We start from the raw sequence: 17,371 nt of genomic DNA on the forward strand, positions 1-17,371 counted from the left end.
ACCGAAAAAAATGTCAGGCATTCTTCCCACATCGATTGGCTACATTTCGCCCAAGGGCGACTTCAGCCGTCATAACACTCAAGCACTGGGCGGCGTCAGCCACCTGTGGCAGGACTTTTTCGCCCAGGCGATGTCCGAGCAGACGAGTGATGTGGTCCCGGCCTGCGGCACTTTTCCACCGGTTGACCTCAACAGCGATGTAGAGCCGACAGTCGGCAGCGAACTGCACGCGCACATCGTCGACCAACGCGAATGCAACGTGGTCGACACCGAAGTACGTCCGCCGGAGCCGTTGTTCCTGCCAATCGCCGAGTTCGAAATGGAGCTGGCCGACAAGCCGTTCCCACCATTCCCGCCAGAAGAACTCAAGGCTCAGCAAGAGCAGCAGGACTTCGACAGCAGCTGGGTTCGTCCAATCGTGATCAACAATGGTCAACCGATTCCGGAGCCGGGCGCTGCGCCGCAAAAACGTCCTCTGTACCTGCCGATTGCCGAGTTCGACCTCGACCTGATGCAGAAGCCGTACCCGCCATTCCCGCCAGAAGAAATCGTCGAACAGCAGAAGGCTCTGGACTTCGATAACGGCTGGGCACGTCCGATCGTTCTGCAGAACCTGCGCATCGCCGCCTGATCCTCAGCGACACACGCTCCAGCGCCCGACATCGACATGAAAGTGATTGCGATGGGCGGCGTTGTAATCCGGACTCAACACCACACTGAACATCTCGCAGGCGCCATCACGCACCTGACGTAGAAACTGCGCGTCCTGATTTTGTTTCGGCCAGTCCTTGAGCACGCTGATCGTGCGGCCGTCCGCCAGGCGAAAACCGGCGATATCCAGCGCATCGGCGCTCGCATGCTTGCTGAGAGCGCCATTCTCGCGATTGTAGATATTGCGGCAGGCAAAGCTGCCAAGGTGATCGAGCCGCGTCACTGGCTGCCCATAAACAGCCTGAGCAGTCGGTTGCAGCTCATGGCGCTCGAACATCGCGTACGCCACCGCCAAAGGGCAACTGGCGAGGAAACTGCTGCTCAGTGCCACCTCACCGCCCTGAACCCGCACAGCGCCGATCAACGGACACTTGGCGTCGGGCGTGTCCGATTGCGCCGCGACCCGCAGGCCCGAGCTGCGCAAGACCTGTTCACACAATTGCAGATCGCCGCGCAGGCGCATCAGTTTGTAGCCGGTCAGCCAGTTCGGCGTCGCCTTCACATCCAGCGGTGCCCACGGATTCCATTCCGGCGACAGCGGTAGCCAGCCGCGCCAGACGCTGACCACCGCGCTGCCGAGGATCAGCAGAATCAACAAGCCGATCCAGCGCACCATGTTCAGCCTTTGAAAAACTGATTGGCCCGCGCATACGGCATCGACTGCGAGGTGAAGCCGAACGTGCCGGATTGCTGGATCTCTTGCGCCGCGCGGAAAAACTCACCGTACGCCGCCAGCGCCAGTGCAGAACCGGTGCTGATGCGCCGCACGCCCATTTCTTCCAACTGCTGCACCGTCAGTTTCAAGCCGCCGGACATCAACACGTTGACCGGTTTCGGTGCTACCGCACGCACTACCGCCAGCACTTCTTCGGCGCTGCGCAGCCCCGGCGCATAGAGCACGTCGGCACCGGCCTCGGCAAAGGCCTGCAAGCGGCGGATGGTGTCGTTGATGTCGGGATTGCCGTGCAGATAGTTCTCCGCGCGCGCCGTCAGAAGGAACGGAAACGGCAAGGTGCGCACGGCGGCGACGGCGGCTTCGATCCGCGCCACCGCGTGTTCGAAACAATAGATCGGTGCATCGGCGCGGCCAGTGGCGTCTTCGATCGAGCCACCGACCGCGCCCGCCTCCGCTGCACGAATCAGGCTTTGCGCGCACTCGGCGGGGTCGTCAGCGAAACCGTTTTCCAGGTCCACCGCCACCGGCAGATCCGTCGCCGCGACAATCGCCCGGACGTTGGCCAGGGTATCTTCGAGACTCAAGGCGCCATCGGCTTTGCCTTGGGAAAACGCGTAACCGGCGCTGGTGGTGGCGAGTGCCTGATAGCCAAGACTGGCGAGCATCTTCGCCGAGCCCGCATCCCACGGATTGGGAATCACGAAAATCCCGGGACGTTCATGCAGGGCTTTGAAGGCGTGGGCTTTACGCTCTTGTGCTTTACAGGCTTGGGCATCCATCGACGGGCTCCTGGGCAGGGAAACGAATCCGCCTCAGAGCAGGCCAAGTTGCTCGGCGGCGGGTTCTCTGTATAGCTCAGGCAGGGATGGCAGGCCAGGCAAACGTTGCATCAATTGTGCGTGAAAACGTTGCGCCAGCTTCGCCGCCAAAAGGTTATCGGCGGTGTGCAGGAAGATGTACGGCGTGCGGCCCTCTTCGATCCACTCGGCGATTTTCGCCACCCATGGCACGAGGAACGGATCGTTGGCTTCCAGATCGGGATGGCCGATGAACCGTACCTGCGGAAATTGGGTGAACGCCGCTGGCCGGGTTGGCACGCGGGGCTTTTTCGACTGGGCGTGGATCACCGAAGACTCGGTCGACAGGCAACTGAACAACGCACGCGGATCGAGGCAGATGCGCTCCACGCCACGGTCGAGCAACAGCCGATTGAGCAGGCGTTCGCTTTCACCTTTGGCGAAGAACTGTTCGTGCCGCACTTCCACCGCCAGCGGGCAGTCCAGCGCATCGATGAACGCCGCCAGCTCCGGCAGTCGTTGCGGGGTGAAGCTTTTCGACAGTTGCAGCCACAGAGGCGATACGCGCTGGCCGAGCGGACGGAGTAGCTGAATGAAGGTTTCGGCGGCGGTCAGTTGTTCGCGCAAGTCGCCGCCGTGACTGATGTCACCGGGAAACTTGGCGGTGAAGCGAAAGTGTTCGGGCATGATCTCGGCCCAACGCTGCACGGTGGCCGGCGACGGGCTGGCGTAGAAGGTCGTGTTGCCCTCTACGGCGTTGAACACTTGGGAATAGAGACCGAGGAAGTCGGAAGTTTTTGCGTCTACCGGGTACAGATACTCGCGCCAGGCGTTTTCGCTCCAGGACGGGCAACCGAGGTAGTAAGGCAGATCCATCAGATGTACAGATCGAGGCCCAGCACGTCGGCATCCCAATCAACAAAACCGGCGGTGCTCAGGTAGCTGGCAAGGGCCATCGCTACGCTTTTGCTCATCGCACGGTGATAAATCAGGTCTTGCTGACGGGCCGGCAGATTGCTCAGGCGTTGCGCAGTGGCTTTGGCTGCACGTGCGGCCAGTTGCGCTTCAGTCGGGAATTCCAGCTCGCCTTCGATATCATCGACGGATTCATCCTGCGCAACATTGCCTTTGCGAGGCTTGCGCTTGATGGGGTAGGACTGAGAGGAAAGGCCGTCTATACGCATAAATTCATGCTCGGTATCAATGATGGCAATTTAGCGGCACCTGACCGACTTAGCAAATCGCCGAGTGATAACTAGAACACATAAAGGGCAAAAGGTTTAAAGCGAGGGGCTGGAAACTGACGATTGGCAGGAATTGGAATAAAGACGCCGGGATTGCGAAGTTTTTTGTGGCGAGGGGATTTATCCCCGCTGGGTTGCGGAGCAACCCCAAAACCAGCAAACACTGTATTACTGAAGGACCGCGTTTTACGCGACTACGACTGCTGCGCAGCCGAACGGGGATAAATCCCCTCGCCACAAAAGCTCTCTCTACAGGACACTTGCATTCAACGAGCCTTGGGGGTGGCTACTTTGTCGCGCAGGTAAACCGGTTGTGCGTCGTCGGCCGGAACCGATTCGCCGCGCTCCCAGGCAAAGCGCGCCAGGGTCAGCAGGTCTTCGGCGTGGGGCAGCATGCCAGCGTCCGAACCGGTCAGGTTGACCGCGATTCGCTCGCCATAACCCCAACCAGTGCCAGCACCGAACCAGTCGCCGGTCGAATCCGCAGGCAGCGCCGCGACTTCCGGAGGCAACACCGCTTCGACACCCACCAGACGCATCTCCCCCGCCGTCTCGCGATAGCAGCCCCAGTAGACTTCATCCATTCGCGCATCGATTGCCGCCGCCACCTGGCTCACGCCATGTTCGCGATAGGCACGCTGCGCCAGCACAGCTAGGTTGGACACTGGAAGCACCGGACGATCCAGCGCGAACGCCAGCCCTTGCACCACACCGATGGCAATCCGCACGCCGGTGAAAGCCCCCGGGCCACGGCCGAACGCGATGGCGTCCACCGCTTGCAGGGTGGTGCCGGCGTCGGCCAGCAGTTGCTGGATCATCGGTAGCAATTTCTGCGCATGCAGGCGCGGGATCACCTCGTAATGGCTTGTGACCTTGCCGTCATGCAGCAAGGCAACGGAGCAAGCTTCAGTCGCGGTGTCCAGGGCCAGCAAGGTGCTCATCGATGTTTCCAAAACAGGGGTGGGGAAAAGTGCGCCAGTATAAACAACTACGGCCCGCAAGCGGGCCGTGGATGATGCAGCCGATCAGACATTTCAGCTCAGCGCTTCAAGCACCTTGGCGGTGATTGCTTCAACCGAACCGACGCCAGGGATGTGGCTGTACTTCGGCTTGCCGTTGGCGGCCGACAGCTTCTGGTAGAAATCCACCAGCGGCTTGGTCTGCGAATGGTAGACCGACAGGCGATGACGCACGGTTTCTTCGGTGTCGTCCTTGCGCTGCACCAGTTCGTCACCGGTGATGTCGTCTTTGCCAGCGATTTTCGGCGGGTTGTAGACGATGTGGTAAACGCGGCCGCTGGCCTCGTGAACGCGACGACCAGCGATACGCTGAACGATTTCTTCGTCTTCAACAGCGATTTCAACCACTGCGTCCAGCTCGACGCCGGCAGTGACCAGCGCTTCAGCCTGAGGAATGGTGCGCGGGAAACCGTCGAACAGGAAGCCGTTGGCGCAATCTGCTTGCGCGATACGGTCCTGGACCAATGCGATGATCAGGTCATCCGACACCAGGCCGCCGGCATCCATGATGCTCTTGGCTTGAACGCCCAGTGGAGTGCCGGCCTTGACCGCAGCACGCAGCATGTCGCCGGTGGAGATTTGCGGAATGCCGAATTTCTCGGTGATGAACTTAGCCTGAGTACCTTTACCGGCCCCGGGAGCTCCCAGCAGAATGACGCGCATTAGATGTGCTCCTCAATTTTTTTATAGAAAGCTTATACAAAACAAAGGATTCGCCTCTTCGGGCAAATCTTGTCAAAAACCGGTCGTGGCCGCCCAAACGGCCAAAGGCTGATCAAGATACACAGCAGGCTGCGCCCACACAAGACGCCAAAAGTCGGAGAAACCGACGTCTTCCGCGACCTTGCGACCCGGTAACCCAAGTCGCAACCCCATCATTAACTGTCGCCTGACCGCACATTACCCCTGCGCACAAAGCAGCGCCCGAGGCTGGCCCCGGGCACGGTACGCTCCAGCAAAAACCTTAGCCGGTATTGCGCAAACCGGCGGCGATCCCCGCCACAGACACCAGCAGCGCCTGTTCCACCGGGCTGCCCTGCTCGACATTCTGCTGCCGCGAACGGGCCAACAGTTCCGCCTGCAATAGATGTAGCGGGTCGAGGTAGGTGTTGCGCAGACGGATGAATTCGAGGGTGTCAGGGCTATGTGCCAGCAGCTGCGACTGCCCGGTCAGGCCGAGCACCACGGAACATGCCTGCGACAATAGGTCGCGTAAGTGCACACCCAAAGGTAACAAGTCCGACTCCACCAGTCGCTCGTCGTAGGACAGCGCAATATCCGCGTCAGCCTTGGCCAGAACCATTTCCAGCATGTCGATGCGGGTGCGGAAGAATGGCCACTGCTCGCGCATCTGCCCGAGCAATTCACCCTCGCCACGCTCCAGCGCTTTGCTCAGCGCCGACTCCCAGCCGAGCCACGCCGGCAGCATCAGCCGCGTCTGGGTCCAGCCGAAGATCCACGGAATCGCCCGCAGACTCTCGATGCCGCCAGCACGGCGCTTGGCTGGCCGACTGCCCAGTGGCAAGCGACCCAATTCCTGTTCCGGCGTGGACTGGCGGAAGTACTCGACGAACTGCGGATTCTCCCGCACCACGGCGCGATAAGCGCTGACACCGTCGGCGGCCAATTCATCCATCAGATTTCGCCATTCCGGCGTCGGTGGCGGCGGCGGCAGCAACGTCGCTTCAAGCACTGCGGCGAGGTACAGATTGAGGTTTTGCTCGGCGATGTCCGGCAGGCCGAATTTGAAACGAATCATTTCCCCCTGCTCGGTGGTACGGAAACGCCCCGCCACCGAACCCGGTGGTTGCGACAGAATCGCCGCATGGGCCGGACCGCCGCCACGGCCCACGGTGCCACCGCGACCATGGAACAGCAGCAGTTCGACTTGCTGTTCGCGGCAGATTTCCACCAGACGTTCCTGCGCCCGATATTGCGCCCAGGCTGCAGCGGTAGTGCCCGCATCCTTGGCCGAGTCGGAATAGCCGATCATCACTTCCTGCGGGCCTTGCAGCCGTGCGCGGTAGCCCGGCAGCAGCAACAGGCGCTCGATTACTGGCCCGGCGTTGTCAAGGTCGGCGAGGGTTTCGAACAGCGGCACCACGCGCATCGGCCGCAACACGCCGGCCTCTTTCAGCAGCAGTTGCACGGCGAGCACATCGGATGCAGCGCCAGCCATCGAGATTACGTAAGAGCCCAACGAGGCGCCCGGTGCAGCGGCAATTTCCTTGCAGGTATTGAGCACTTCGGCGGTGTCGGCCGATGGCTTGAAATGCGCTGGCAGCAGTGGCCGGCGATTGGTGAGTTCGCGGGTCAGGAAGGTGATGCGCTGCTCTTCGTCCCAGTCTTCATAGCGACCCAGGCCCAGGTAATCGGTGATTTCAGTCATCGCCGAGCTGTGTCGCGACGAGTCCTGACGCACATCGAGGCGCACCAGGAACAGGCCAAACGTCACCGCCCGACGCAGGCAATCGAGCAGCGGCCCGTCGGCGATCACGCCCATACCGCATTCGTGCAGCGAGTTGAAGCACAGCTCCAGCGGATCAAGCAGATCTCGATTGTTTTGCAGCACATCGGCTGGCGCAGGCGTGGTCGCGGTTAACGAGGCGTGTGCCCAGTTACGCGTGGCTCGCAGCCGTTCACGCAATTGCTTGAGCACCGCACGGTACGGTTCGGCGCTGTCGCCGGCCTTGGCCTTGAGCGCTTCGCTGGCCTGTTGCATCGACAACTCGGCCGCCAGGTGATCGACATCGCGCAAGTACAGATCGGCCGCCATCCAGCGTGCCAGCAGCAACACTTCGCGGGTCACGGCAGCGGTGACATTCGGGTTGCCGTCACGGTCGCCGCCCATCCACGAGGCGAAGCGAATCGGCGCCGCCTCCAGTGGCAGACGCAGGCCGGTAGCAGCAAACAGCGCCTGATCGGCCTTGCGCATATGGTGCGGAATCGCCTGCCACAGCGAATGCTCAATCACCGCAAAGCCCCACTTGGCCTCATCCACCGGGGTTGGCCGGGTACGGCGGATTTCTTCGGTGTGCCAGGCTTCGGCAATCAGCCGTTGCAGGGTGTTCTGGATTTGTTCGCGTTCGGCGCTGGTCAGGTCGCGATGATCCTGCGCGGCGAGTTGCGCGGCGATCGCGTCGTACTTCTGGATCAGTGTGCGCCGTGCCACTTCGGTCGGGTGCGCGGTCAGCACCAGTTCGATTTCCAGTCGCGCCAGTTGCCGCGCCAGAGATTCAGCGCTATGACCTTCGCTGCGCAGGCGCGCCAGCAGTTCCGGTAGCACGCGGGATTCGAACGGTGCGGGCTGCGACTCTTCGCGACGATGAATCAGCTGATACTGCTCGGCGATGTTCGCCAGATTGAGAAACTGGTTGAACGCACGCGCCACCGGGAGCAATTCGTCTTCGCTCAACTGATTGAGGCTGGCGCTCAGTTCGGCGTCCATCGAGCCGCGCCGGTCAGCCTTGGCGCCCTTGCGGATCTGCTCGATCTTGGCGAGAAAGTCCTCGCCATACTGGTCACGAATGGTATTGCCCAACAGCTCACCCAAGAGGTGAACGTCCTCGCGCAAGCGTGCATCAATATCGGTCATCAGCAGTTCTCCAGCGGTAATCCAGACGGCTTGGAAACAAAGGCCTGTGCACAGAAAGCTCGGGGATAGAGAGTGCCGCTCTGCGGCGCGTCTGACAAGCAGTCGACGAAGGGACTTTAAACCTTGTGGCTAAAAGCTAGTCTCAACAGTAAGCCGTACAACGGCTTGCCGCCGGCCGCCGGCGGACACTCACAAGGGCCTGCCATGAGCAGGTGTGACATGAGGTCATTATGAAAATCCGTGAACTCGCCCAGCATTGGGAAGAAAACGCCAAAGGTCGCCTGACCGACACTGGCTACACGATTCATCTGGATGTCGAGGCCGCCGCCCGGCTGGCCGCGATTGCCGAAATGTACCCCAAACGCCACCCCGAGGAGCTACTTGGCGAACTGATCGGCTGCGCGCTCGAAGAGTTCGAGGCGAGTCTGCCGTATGTCAAAGGTTCGACCGTGGTTGCCACCGATGAGGAAGGTGATCCGCTGTATGAGGACGTCGGGCCTACGCCGCGTTTTCTGGCGCTGTCGCGGCGGCATTTGCAGGATTTGTCGGCCAGTGACGGCAAGCAAAAACACTGATCCAACAGCGATCAAACTGTGGGAGCGAGCTTGCTCGCGAAAGCGGTGAATCAGTCGACATTGATGGTGACTGACGTACCTCATTCGCGAGCAGGCTCGCTCCCACATTGACCGTATTTCTCCCTCCATATCTACCCGCGCGTACCCCTTCCCACCGCCAAAGTTCCCGTTCTAGAGCCTTGTCCATTCGGTCATGTTTTTTTTGGCCAGTAGCCATCTTTTCTGAACTTTTGAAAAACGCCTCCGGTCGGAACCTGTAACCACGCCTGGTACGAGCGTTTCAAAAAAGCGCTTTCACACGACGCTTGCGGCTCCTCGACCGGCATGGATTCAGATGTTTTCAGGAGATGCCTAATGGAGTTGAAGACCATGAAAAACCCAACCACGTTTTCCCACCTGCGCGGTCTGAAACTGGCCGCTCTGGCCATCGGCACCAGCTTCGTTCTGGCCGGTTGCGCCGGTAATCCACCGACCGAGCAATACGCGGTGACCCAATCGGCCGTGAACAGCGCCGTCAGCGCTGGCGGTACCGAGTTCGCAGCGGTCGAGATGAAGCAAGCGCAGGACAAACTGAAACAAGCCGAAATCGCCATGCACGACAAAAAGTATGACGAAGCTCGCACCCTGTCCGAGCAGGCCGAGTGGGACGCTCGCGTAGCGGAGCGCAAGGCTCAGGCAGCCAAGGCCGAACAGGCTGTGAAGGATTCCCAGAAAGGTGTTCAGGAACTGCGTCAGGAAAGTCAGCGCACCGTGCAATAAGCGCGCATCCCGACTGCAAGGCTGAAACTCTTATCGATAGAAAGGACGACAAATTATGCGTAAGCAACTGATGATTCCCGCTCTTCTGGCCGCAAGCGTTGCCCTGGCTGCCTGCTCCACTCCGCCAAACCAGAACCTGGAACAGGCCCGCACCAACTACGCCGGCCTGCAAGCCAACCCGCAAGCAAGCAAAGTGGCGGCACTGGAAACCAAGGACGCCAGCGATTACTTGGACAAGGCTGACAAGGCCTACATGGACAAGCAAGATGCGTCCAAAGTCGATCAACTGGCTTACCTGACCAACCAGCGCGTCGAAGTGGCGAAGCAGACCATCGCCCTGCGCACCGCTGAAAACAATCTGAAAAACGCCTCCGCACAACGTGCTCAAGCGCGTCTGGATGCCCGTGATCAGCAGATCAAACAACTGCAGCAAAGCCTCAACGCCAAGCAGACCGATCGCGGTACGCTGGTGACTTTCGGTGACGTGCTGTTCGCCACCAACAAGGCCGATCTGAAATCCAGCGGTCTGGTGAACATCAACAAACTGGCGCAATTCCTTCAGGAAAACCCGGACCGCAAAGTGATCATCGAGGGCTACACCGACAGCACTGGCGCGGCGAACTACAACCAGTCGCTGTCCGAGCGTCGTGCGACCTCGGTGCAAGTAGCGCTGATCAAGATGGGCGTCGATCCGGCGCGCATCGTGGTTCAGGGTTACGGCAAGGAATATCCGGTAGCGGATAACGGCAGCGTTTCTGGCCGTGCCATGAATCGTCGGGTGGAAGTGACCATTTCCAACGACAACCAACCAGTTGCACCGCGTTCGGCAGTCAGCTCGAACTAAGCTTTACACCCGTAACGCAAAAGCCCCGTCTGAGATGATCAGGCGGGGCTTTTTGTTGAAGATCTTTTGCTTTTTAAGGTTCCAGTTTTTGCGGGGTTTCTTCGCCCATGCAGCGCACGGCTTTTTTCTGGCCGTTGATCAGTACTCCGGTCAGGCCTTTCTGTTCGGTATCGAACAGCACCAGAACGCCATCGATGCACTGCGCCACTTGCGGGGCCGGGTCCAGCGAGACTTTGTAGTCTTCGCCGGGAACGGTCTTGAGCATGGTGAATTCGTTGAGCAGCAACGCATCCTCGGGTTTGGCGAAGTGCAGATAGCCGTAGTACCACAGGGCACCGACGGTGCCGAGGATGCTGCAGATACCGGTGATGATCAGCGGGATGGCGTTACGTTCTTCACTCATTGCGGACTCTCATTTTCAGAATTCGGGGGTTGCGGGTAATTCGGGATTTCGCCGAGGCGGCGCAGGCCATTGAAATGCTCGGGGTCTTCGAGATAGCGCAGCATCACTTGGCGCCATACCGGATCGCCAAAGGTCTGCACATGGCCGCCACGGGTCAGTTGCAGCACGCGCGGTGGCGGCGCAGCTTGATACAGACGGATGCCATTGGAAAGCGGTACCAGCGGATCGTCGATACTGTGGAAAATCAGCTTGGGCACGCCGTCGAGTTTGGGCATCGCGTTGATCGCGCTATCGCCGTCCGGCACCAGCCACGACAGCGGCACTTGAAATGGCCAGGTCAGCCATGAGGTGCTGAGGGCGTATTGGCCGACGCTGCGATAGCTCGCGGGCGCTCCGTCGAGGATCAACGCCTTGAGCTGTTTCTGCCGCTCGGGATGCTCCACCAGCCAATGCACCGCCATCGAACCGCCGAGGCTCTGGCCGAGCAGGATCAACGGTTTGCCTTTGACCTCGGGCGCCTTGTCGAGCCAGGCGAACGCGGCGTCGATGTCCTGATAGATCGCCGGCAAACTTGGCTTGCCCTCGGACAATCCATAACCGCGATAGTCGACCAACAACACTTGATAGCCGTTTTTCGGCAACCACCAACTGCCACCGAGGTGCATCGGCAGATTGCCACCGTTGCCGTGCAGATGCAGGACGGTGCCTTTGACCTCAACCCCCGGTTTGGCCGGCAGCCACCAGGCGTTCAGCTTGAGGCCGTCGGCGGTGGTCAGGGTCACGGTGCGGTATTCGAGTTTGGCTTTTTCCGGGGTGAAGATCTGGCCTGGCTCGGGGTAGAACAGCAGCGAACTGCAACCACCGAGGGTCAGGAGCAGGCAGAAGATGCCGAGGATTCTCATCCGGTGAAACCTCGCGAAGGTTCAGGTTGAAACACAATAAAAAACTGTAGGAGCTAGCCTGCTGGCGATAGCGGTGTGTCAGGCAACATCAATGTTGAATGTGCAATGGCTATCGCTAGCAGGCTAGCTCCCACAGGGGTATCTGTTGTGGTTAGAGGATGTTGGAGTAATCCGCCTCGATCCGGTCCAGGCTCAAATGGTTGAGGAAGTTGGAGAAGCACATCCACGCCGCCAACGCATTCAAGTCGCGGAACTGGTCCGGCAGATACTTCGGCGGCACCACCAGCCCCTCGTCGACCAACTGTCGCAAGGTGCGCATGTCTTCCAGCGTGGTCTTGCCGCAGAACAACAGCGGTATCTGCTCAAGCTTGCCCTTACGCACGGCCAACTGAATGTAGTTGTAAACCATGATAAAGCCCTTGAGATAGGACAAGTCTTTGGTGAATGGCAGGCCGGTTGGCGTCGATCCACGGAACACCCGACTGGCGTTGCCGTAGCTCTCCGCCATTTCGAAGCCCTGTTCGCGGAAGAACTCGAAGACCTGCAAGAAGTCCGCGCCCTCCTCGACCATATGAATGGCGCGGGTACGGTTAGTCAGCTTGCGCAAGCGACTCGGGTAGGACGCGAAGGTGATGATTTCCATCAGGATCGCCAGGCCTTCCTGAGTCACCGTCGATGACGGCGGGCCTTTCGACAGGAAGGTGCAGATCGGCTGATTCAAGCCATTGAGCGTGGTGCCCACATGCACCAAACCTTCATGGACCTCCAGCGCACGCACATCGCGGTCGTTGAACATCGCGTCGGTGCGGATCTTGATGTAGTCGGCACCCGCCGCCGCGTCGGCGACGATACCGTCAGACTCGAACACACGGATGGTTTCCTCGGCCTCGCCGAACACCTTGTTCAGACGCGTTTGCAACAAATGCACGGCGTCCTTGGCGGTGAGGATTTTCGGTTCGTCTTTCAGGTCGCCACGACCATCGATGTTGTTCAGGTAATCCGACATCATCAGGCCGAGGTCGGCCAGCGTCGGGTCACCGGCATGGAACGCGTCGGACGCGGCGCCGTACAACTCCTGCGAGATCAGGCCGAAATCCTCGGTGCCGCGCGCTTCGAGCATGCGCACCACCATCCGGTATTCCTTGCACATGCGGCGCATGATCTGCCCGACCGGGTTGAACTGGCCGAGCTGGCGGGTGATGTCGCGCTCGATGTTCTGGAATTCCAGTTTGACCTTGCTCGAATCGAAGGTCAGCGGGCGGTTGAGGTAGTAGTCGCGATCGACTGCGGGCATTTCCTTGCCCTTGGCCTTGAGGAAGCCCTTGCGCACGTTCTCGTCCCACTTGACCGCGTCGAGGACGCGGATCGGTGTCTGCGCCAGCACAATGCGATCGGACAACATGCGTATCGTCTGCTGGTAATCGTCCACCCGAAACTCCTGTAGAAAACCTGACGTACTGGATTATTTGGTGCTGCTTTTGGCCTGACGCTGGTAGCGCACCGCTTCGACGAACACGTCGGAATTGGCTGGATCATCGAGGTAAGCAAAGACCTTGTCGAGGCTGCTGTCGACCTGCACGCCGTCGCCGTCGTCGGTCTCGAAGGCCTGACCGTCGAGGGTTTGCTGTTTGATCGCCTGATTGATCTGCTCGAGATCGAGGTTGTAGACCACCAGTTCGTGTTTGTCGGTCAGTTCGAAACCGGCGATGGTGTATTGCCCGCCGAAACGTGCCGGGACTTTCGCCGACAGATACCAGCGACTGCCATGCCGCGAAACAGTGAAAGGATAGGCGTCGCGCTCACCGGGTCTGGCTTTGAGCCAGGTGACAGCCTGATAGCGGTCGTTGCCGATGCGGGTCAGCTCCAGATTCATCGGCTCGCCCCAGGCATTGATGCTCGACCATTTGCCGAGCAAGCCCTTGGGCGCCGGGTCACTGGCGGGGATCGGCTCCTTGAAGGTCACCAGACAGCCGCTGAGCAACAGAAACGACAAGGCGATCAGCACGCCACGCCAGGCTTTCATTTAAAACTCCCTATGAACACACCGCCTCCCACTGTAGGAGTGAGCCTGCTCGCGATATCGGTATGTCAGCCAACAGAGATGTTGAATCTCAGACAGCTATCGCGAGCAGGCTCACTCCTACAAAGGTCTTGGTCAGACCGAAGCGAGTACCAGGTGCATATACCGATTCAAGATACCGAGCATGTCCTGTTCGGCCAAAGGCTCGGCGCCGTTGAGCAGGCCCTGATATTCCATCCGGCCGATAATCGCCGTCAACACTTTGGCATCCTGTTGCGGTTCACGCGAGCCCAATACCTGAAACAACTGGCAGGTGCCCTGCAACAGAATCTGCTGATGCGAGCGCACCAGTTCCGCCAGACGCGGGTTGAGCAGCGCTTCCTGGCGGAACGCCTGCTCGGCCATCAAGTGCTCGCGACGGTTGACCAGTTGCCGGTGCACATAGTCAGCCATCAGCCGGGCGATATCGTCCGCCAGTTGCGAGCGCGACTCCGGGCTACCGTCGCCGCTGACCACCATCTCGCGCAGCAGGCCTTCGTTGTTGACCCACAACTTGGCCATGTATTCGGCGCTGCGTTCGACGTATTGCGCGAAGGTATCGGTGAGCAGGTCATCAATATCCTTGAAGTAATAAGTAGTCGCCGACAGCGGCACAGCGGCCTCGGCAGCCACCGCGCGATGGCGCACGGCACGCACGCCGTCGCGCACGACAATGCGCATCGCCGCATCGAGAATGTCCTGGCGTCGCTGTTCACTGCCCTGTCGGCTGGCCTTGCGGCCCTGGTACTGAACACTTTCAGCGACCGCAGTGGCGATACCCGCTGCACCCTCTTGAGCCATAGCAACCATCACGACAGGACTTCCTCTGTTATTTCAAAAGTAACCAATTGATACATTTGTACCAGACAGGCAATAAAAAGCCGCCTGTTTTAGGCGGCTTTTTAACTGAAACGTTTACGCTTGCGGTCGCATGTGCGGGAACAGGATCACATCGCGGATCGACGGGGAGTTGGTCAGCAACATCACCAGACGGTCGATACCGATGCCTTCACCCGCCGTTGGCGGCATGCCGTACTCCAGCGCACGAACGAAGTCGGCGTCGTAGTGCATGGCTTCGTCGTCGCCGGCGTCCTTGTCGGCCACCTGCGCCATAAAGCGCTCTGCCTGGTCTTCCGCGTCGTTCAACTCGGAGTAGGCGTTGGCGATTTCACGACCACCGATAAACAGTTCGAAACGGTCGGTGACGTTCGGGTTGTCGTCGTTACGACGGGCCAGCGGCGACACTTCGAACGGGTACTGAGTGATGAAGTGCGGCTGCTCGAGTTTGTGCTCGACCAGTTCTTCGAAAATCATCACCTGCAGCTTGCCCAGACCTTCAAAGCCCAACACCTTGGCGCCGGCCTTCTTGGCGATGGCGCGAGCCTTGTCGATGTCGTTCAGATCATCGGCGGTCAGCTCAGGGTTGTACTTGAGGATCGAGTCGAACACCGACAGACGCACGAAAGGCTCGCCGAAGTGGAAGACTTTTTCGCCGTACGGCACGTCAGTGCTGCCCAGAACCAGCTGCGCCAGTTCACGGAACAGTTCTTCGGTCAGGTCCATGTTGTCTTCGTAATCGGCGTAAGCCTGGTAGAACTCCAACATGGTGAATTCAGGGTTGTGACGAGTCGAAACGCCTTCGTTACGGAAGTTGCGGTTGATCTCGAACACTTTCTCGAAGCCGCCGACAACCAGGCGCTTGAGGTACAGCTCAGGCGCGATACGCAGGAACATTTCCATGTCCAGCGCGTTGTGGTGGGTTTCGAATGGCTTGGCTGCGGCGCCGCCAGGAATGGTCTGCAGCATCGGCGTTTCGACTTCGAGGAAGTCACGTGCCATCAGGAAGCTGCGGATGTGCGCGATCACTTGCGAACGCACGCGGAAAGTCTGGCGCACTTCTTCGTTGACGATCAGGTCAACGTAACGCTGACGGTAGCGCTGTTCGGTGTCGGTCAGGCCGTGGTGCTTGTCCGGCAGCGGACGCAGCGACTTGGTCAGCAGACGCACGTTGGTCATTTCAACGTACAGGTCGCCCTTGCCGGAACGCGCCAGGGTACCTTCGGCGGCAATGATGTCGCCCATGTCCCAGGTTTTTACCGCAGCCAGCGTGTCTTCGGACAGGGTTTTACGGTTGACGTAAACCTGAATGCGACCGGTCATGTCCTGGATCACCATGAACGAGCCACGGTTGAGCATGATGCGACCGGCAACCTTGACCGGGATTGCAGCCTCTGCCAGCTCTTCCTTGGTCTTGTCGGCGTACTTCTTCTGCAAATCTTCGCAGTAGTTTTCGCGACGGAAGTCGTTCGGGAAGGCATTGCCCTTGGCGCGCTCGGCAGCAAGCTTTTCCTTGCGCAGGGCGATCAGGGAGTTTTCTTCCTGTTGCAGGGCTTGCGGGTCGAGTTGTTGGTCGCTCATGTCTTTAGATATTCCATCAGGTTCGTTGCCCCCGGGCCTTGCGGCCCGGGGATCGCCAGCAGGCTGGCTCCTACAGGGATCGAGTTGAATCAGTCGATCCTGTGTTGCGTCTTTTTACAGCCCCGATTTCAGGCTTGCTTCCAGGTATTCGTCGATGTCGCCATCGAGCACCTTGTCGCAGTCGCTGCGTTCGATGTTAGTGCGCAGATCCTTGATCCGCGACGCATCGAGCACGTAAGAGCGGATCTGGTGACCCCAGCCGATGTCGGACTTGGTGTCTTCCAGCGCTTGCGACGCGGCGTTGCGCTTCTGCATTTCCTGCTCGTACAACTTGGCCCGCAACATTTTCATGGCGGTGTCTTTGTTGGCGTGCTGGGAACGTTCGTTCTGGCAGCTGACCACGGTGTTGGTCGGTACGTGGGTGATACGTACGGCCGAGTCGGTGGTGTTTACGTGCTGACCACCGGCACCGGAGGAACGATAGGTGTCGATCCGCAGGTCTGCCGGGTTGATTTCGATTTCCACCTTGTCATCGATCTCGGGCGAGACGAAAACCGCGGAGAACGAGGTGTGGCGACGGTTGCCGGAGTCGAACGGGCTCTTGCGCACCAGACGGTGGACGCCGATTTCGGTACGCAGCCAGCCAAAGGCGTATTCGCCCTTGATGTGCACGGTAGCGCCCTTGATGCCAGCGACTTCACCGGCCGACAGCTCCATGATGGTCGCTTCGAAACCGCGTTTGTCAGCCCAGCGCAGGTACATGCGCAGCAGGATGTTGGCCCAGTCCTGGGCTTCGGTACCGCCGGAACCGGCCTGGATGTCCAGGTAGGCGTTGTTCGGGTCCATTTCATGGCTGAACATGCGGCGGAATTCGAGCTTGGCCAGATTGGCCTCGAGACGGGCCAGCTCGGCGACGACATCGCCCACTGCGCCTTCGTCGTTCTCTTCGACGGCCATGTCCAGCAGGTCACGGCAATCGGCCAGACCCGCGTTCAACTCGTCGAGCGTATCGACGATCAGCGCCAGCGCAGAGCGCTCGCGGCCCAGTTCTTGGGCGTATTCAGGTTTGTTCCAGACGCTCGGATCTTCAAGCTCGCGATTGACTTCGGTCAGACGCTCATGCTTTTGATCGTAGTCAAAGATACCCCCGAATAGTTTCGGAGCGCTCGGACAGGTCCTTGATGGTGTTCAGGATCGGGTTGATTTCCATGACGGGCAGCACTCGTTGGCGAACTTTTGAAAGCCGGCGAGTATAACGTAATCAAGCTGTCACGGCAGCCCGTCTGGCGGCTGTCGGGGCGAATCGCTTGACATTGGCATGGTGCATTTCAAATGTGGGAGCGAGCTTGCTCGCGAATGCATTGGACCA

Annotated in this window: 18 protein-coding genes; 4 read left to right on the forward strand and 14 right to left on the reverse strand. The window is 59.7% G+C overall.

What is annotated here, in order from left to right:
* Window positions 1-10 precede the first annotated feature (10 nt).
* Window positions 11-631: an energy transducer TonB gene (locus ACTWLJ_RS01440; protein WP_401211438.1), complete on the forward strand. Its 621-nt coding sequence runs from the start codon at window positions 11-13 to the stop codon at window positions 629-631.
* Between the two features lie 3 nt (window positions 632-634).
* Here ACTWLJ_RS01440 and ACTWLJ_RS01445 read toward each other — a convergent pair whose 3' ends face one another.
* The 7 genes from ACTWLJ_RS01445 to ppc all read right to left on the reverse strand — a co-directional run bounded on the left by ACTWLJ_RS01445 (window position 635) and on the right by ppc (window position 8,042).
* The gene (locus ACTWLJ_RS01445; RefSeq protein WP_445179610.1) at window positions 635-1,327 is read right to left on the reverse strand and encodes an extensin-like domain-containing protein; all 693 of its coding nucleotides are present in this window, start codon (window positions 1,325-1,327) and stop codon (window positions 635-637) included.
* A gap of 2 nt (window positions 1,328-1,329) precedes the next feature.
* Window positions 1,330-2,166, reverse strand: a complete 837-nt coding sequence (locus ACTWLJ_RS01450) for an isocitrate lyase/PEP mutase family protein (RefSeq protein WP_445179611.1) — start codon at window positions 2,164-2,166, stop codon at window positions 1,330-1,332.
* A gap of 33 nt (window positions 2,167-2,199) precedes the next feature.
* Complete coding sequence (locus ACTWLJ_RS01455; RefSeq protein WP_445179612.1) at window positions 2,200-3,060, reverse strand: DUF72 domain-containing protein; 861 nt, start codon at window positions 3,058-3,060, stop codon at window positions 2,200-2,202.
* Complete coding sequence (locus tag ACTWLJ_RS01460; RefSeq protein ID WP_445179613.1) at window positions 3,060-3,368, reverse strand: hypothetical protein; 309 nt, start codon at window positions 3,366-3,368, stop codon at window positions 3,060-3,062. The genes ACTWLJ_RS01455 and ACTWLJ_RS01460 overlap by 1 nt, the downstream gene beginning before the upstream one ends.
* Window positions 3,369-3,694: 326 nt before the next feature.
* A complete protein-coding gene (gene tsaB, locus ACTWLJ_RS01465) occupies window positions 3,695-4,369 on the reverse strand; it encodes a tRNA (adenosine(37)-N6)-threonylcarbamoyltransferase complex dimerization subunit type 1 TsaB (protein WP_445179614.1) in 675 nt (224 codons plus the stop codon).
* Between the two features lie 93 nt (window positions 4,370-4,462).
* On the reverse strand, window positions 4,463-5,110 hold the full coding sequence (gene adk / locus ACTWLJ_RS01470; protein WP_401211453.1) for an adenylate kinase: 648 nt from the start codon (window positions 5,108-5,110) through the stop codon (window positions 4,463-4,465).
* 301 nt (window positions 5,111-5,411) lie between these two features.
* On the reverse strand, window positions 5,412-8,042 hold the full coding sequence (ppc, locus tag ACTWLJ_RS01475; protein WP_445179615.1) for a phosphoenolpyruvate carboxylase: 2,631 nt from the start codon (window positions 8,040-8,042) through the stop codon (window positions 5,412-5,414).
* 230 nt (window positions 8,043-8,272) lie between these two features.
* Here ppc and ACTWLJ_RS01480 point away from each other — a divergent pair, with 230 nt between their 5' ends.
* The 3 genes from ACTWLJ_RS01480 to ACTWLJ_RS01490 all read left to right on the forward strand — a co-directional run bounded on the left by ACTWLJ_RS01480 (window position 8,273) and on the right by ACTWLJ_RS01490 (window position 10,220).
* On the forward strand, window positions 8,273-8,617 hold the full coding sequence (locus ACTWLJ_RS01480; RefSeq protein WP_445179616.1) for a pilin assembly protein: 345 nt from the start codon (window positions 8,273-8,275) through the stop codon (window positions 8,615-8,617).
* Window positions 8,618-8,971: 354 nt separating this feature from the next.
* Window positions 8,972-9,376 (forward strand): DUF4398 domain-containing protein, encoded by a 405-nt coding sequence (locus tag ACTWLJ_RS01485; protein ID WP_445179617.1) that lies wholly within the window; start codon window positions 8,972-8,974, stop codon window positions 9,374-9,376.
* A 55-nt stretch (window positions 9,377-9,431) separates the two neighbouring features.
* The gene (locus ACTWLJ_RS01490; protein ID WP_445179618.1) at window positions 9,432-10,220 is read left to right on the forward strand and encodes an OmpA family protein; all 789 of its coding nucleotides are present in this window, start codon (window positions 9,432-9,434) and stop codon (window positions 10,218-10,220) included.
* Between the two features lie 73 nt (window positions 10,221-10,293).
* On the opposite strand, the gene ACTWLJ_RS01495 is transcribed toward ACTWLJ_RS01490, so the two are convergent.
* The 7 genes from ACTWLJ_RS01495 to prfB all read right to left on the reverse strand — a co-directional run bounded on the left by ACTWLJ_RS01495 (window position 10,294) and on the right by prfB (window position 17,212).
* Window positions 10,294-10,623, reverse strand: a complete 330-nt coding sequence (locus tag ACTWLJ_RS01495) for a hypothetical protein (protein WP_445179619.1) — start codon at window positions 10,621-10,623, stop codon at window positions 10,294-10,296.
* Window positions 10,620-11,525 carry an alpha/beta hydrolase gene (locus tag ACTWLJ_RS01500; protein WP_445179620.1) on the reverse strand — a complete coding sequence of 302 codons (906 nt, stop codon included), beginning with the start codon at window positions 11,523-11,525 and terminating at the stop codon, window positions 10,620-10,622. Before ACTWLJ_RS01500 ends, ACTWLJ_RS01495 begins: the two co-directional genes overlap by 4 nt.
* Before the next feature lie 151 nt (window positions 11,526-11,676).
* Window positions 11,677-12,927, reverse strand: coding sequence for a flavohemoglobin expression-modulating QEGLA motif protein (locus ACTWLJ_RS01505; protein WP_401211910.1), 1,251 nt, complete (start codon window positions 12,925-12,927; stop codon window positions 11,677-11,679).
* Window positions 12,928-12,987: 60 nt separating this feature from the next.
* Window positions 12,988-13,548: a hypothetical protein gene (locus ACTWLJ_RS01510; RefSeq protein ID WP_445179621.1), complete on the reverse strand. Its 561-nt coding sequence runs from the start codon at window positions 13,546-13,548 to the stop codon at window positions 12,988-12,990.
* Window positions 13,549-13,680: 132 nt separating this feature from the next.
* Window positions 13,681-14,385, reverse strand: a complete 705-nt coding sequence (locus ACTWLJ_RS01515; protein WP_401211913.1) for a TetR/AcrR family transcriptional regulator — start codon at window positions 14,383-14,385, stop codon at window positions 13,681-13,683.
* A 114-nt stretch (window positions 14,386-14,499) separates the two neighbouring features.
* A complete protein-coding gene (gene lysS / locus ACTWLJ_RS01520; protein WP_445179622.1) occupies window positions 14,500-16,002 on the reverse strand; it encodes a lysine--tRNA ligase in 1,503 nt (500 codons plus the stop codon).
* 114 nt (window positions 16,003-16,116) lie between these two features.
* Window positions 16,117-17,212, reverse strand: a protein-coding gene (gene prfB, locus ACTWLJ_RS01525) for a peptide chain release factor 2 (protein ID WP_401211482.1) whose coding sequence is annotated in 2 segments (ribosomal slippage) — window positions 16,117-17,139 and window positions 17,141-17,212 — 1,095 coding nt in all. Because the reading frame shifts where the segments join, the coding sequence is not laid out codon by codon here.
* Between the last annotated feature and the right edge of the window lie 159 nt (window positions 17,213-17,371).

It is taken from the genome of Pseudomonas sp. McL0111 (assembly GCF_052567255.1).

What these genes read in the sequence shown, in the direction of transcription:
- adk (WP_401211453.1), bottom strand. Translation starts at nt 5,110, where the DNA reads ATGCGCGTCATTCTGCTGGGAGCTCCCGGGGCCGGTAAAGGTACTCAG.
- ACTWLJ_RS01485 (WP_445179617.1), top strand. Translation starts at nt 8,972, where the DNA reads ATGGAGTTGAAGACCATGAAAAACCCAACCACGTTTTCCCACCTGCGC.
- ACTWLJ_RS01440 (WP_401211438.1), top strand. Translation starts at nt 11, where the DNA reads ATGTCAGGCATTCTTCCCACATCGATTGGCTACATTTCGCCCAAGGGC.
- ppc (WP_445179615.1), bottom strand. Translation starts at nt 8,042, where the DNA reads ATGACCGATATTGATGCACGCTTGCGCGAGGACGTTCACCTCTTGGGT.
- ACTWLJ_RS01455 (WP_445179612.1), bottom strand. Translation starts at nt 3,060, where the DNA reads ATGGATCTGCCTTACTACCTCGGTTGCCCGTCCTGGAGCGAAAACGCC.
- ACTWLJ_RS01450 (WP_445179611.1), bottom strand. Translation starts at nt 2,166, where the DNA reads ATGGATGCCCAAGCCTGTAAAGCACAAGAGCGTAAAGCCCACGCCTTC.
- ACTWLJ_RS01515 (WP_401211913.1), bottom strand. Translation starts at nt 14,385, where the DNA reads ATGGCTCAAGAGGGTGCAGCGGGTATCGCCACTGCGGTCGCTGAAAGT.
- ACTWLJ_RS01445 (WP_445179610.1), bottom strand. Translation starts at nt 1,327, where the DNA reads ATGGTGCGCTGGATCGGCTTGTTGATTCTGCTGATCCTCGGCAGCGCG.
- ACTWLJ_RS01510 (WP_445179621.1), bottom strand. Translation starts at nt 13,548, where the DNA reads ATGAAAGCCTGGCGTGGCGTGCTGATCGCCTTGTCGTTTCTGTTGCTC.
- tsaB (WP_445179614.1), bottom strand. Translation starts at nt 4,369, where the DNA reads ATGAGCACCTTGCTGGCCCTGGACACCGCGACTGAAGCTTGCTCCGTT.
- ACTWLJ_RS01505 (WP_401211910.1), bottom strand. Translation starts at nt 12,927, where the DNA reads ATGTTGTCCGATCGCATTGTGCTGGCGCAGACACCGATCCGCGTCCTC.
- ACTWLJ_RS01500 (WP_445179620.1), bottom strand. Translation starts at nt 11,525, where the DNA reads ATGAGAATCCTCGGCATCTTCTGCCTGCTCCTGACCCTCGGTGGTTGC.
- ACTWLJ_RS01460 (WP_445179613.1), bottom strand. Translation starts at nt 3,368, where the DNA reads ATGCGTATAGACGGCCTTTCCTCTCAGTCCTACCCCATCAAGCGCAAG.
- ACTWLJ_RS01495 (WP_445179619.1), bottom strand. Translation starts at nt 10,623, where the DNA reads ATGAGTGAAGAACGTAACGCCATCCCGCTGATCATCACCGGTATCTGC.
- ACTWLJ_RS01490 (WP_445179618.1), top strand. Translation starts at nt 9,432, where the DNA reads ATGCGTAAGCAACTGATGATTCCCGCTCTTCTGGCCGCAAGCGTTGCC.
- ACTWLJ_RS01480 (WP_445179616.1), top strand. Translation starts at nt 8,273, where the DNA reads ATGAAAATCCGTGAACTCGCCCAGCATTGGGAAGAAAACGCCAAAGGT.
- lysS (WP_445179622.1), bottom strand. Translation starts at nt 16,002, where the DNA reads ATGAGCGACCAACAACTCGACCCGCAAGCCCTGCAACAGGAAGAAAAC.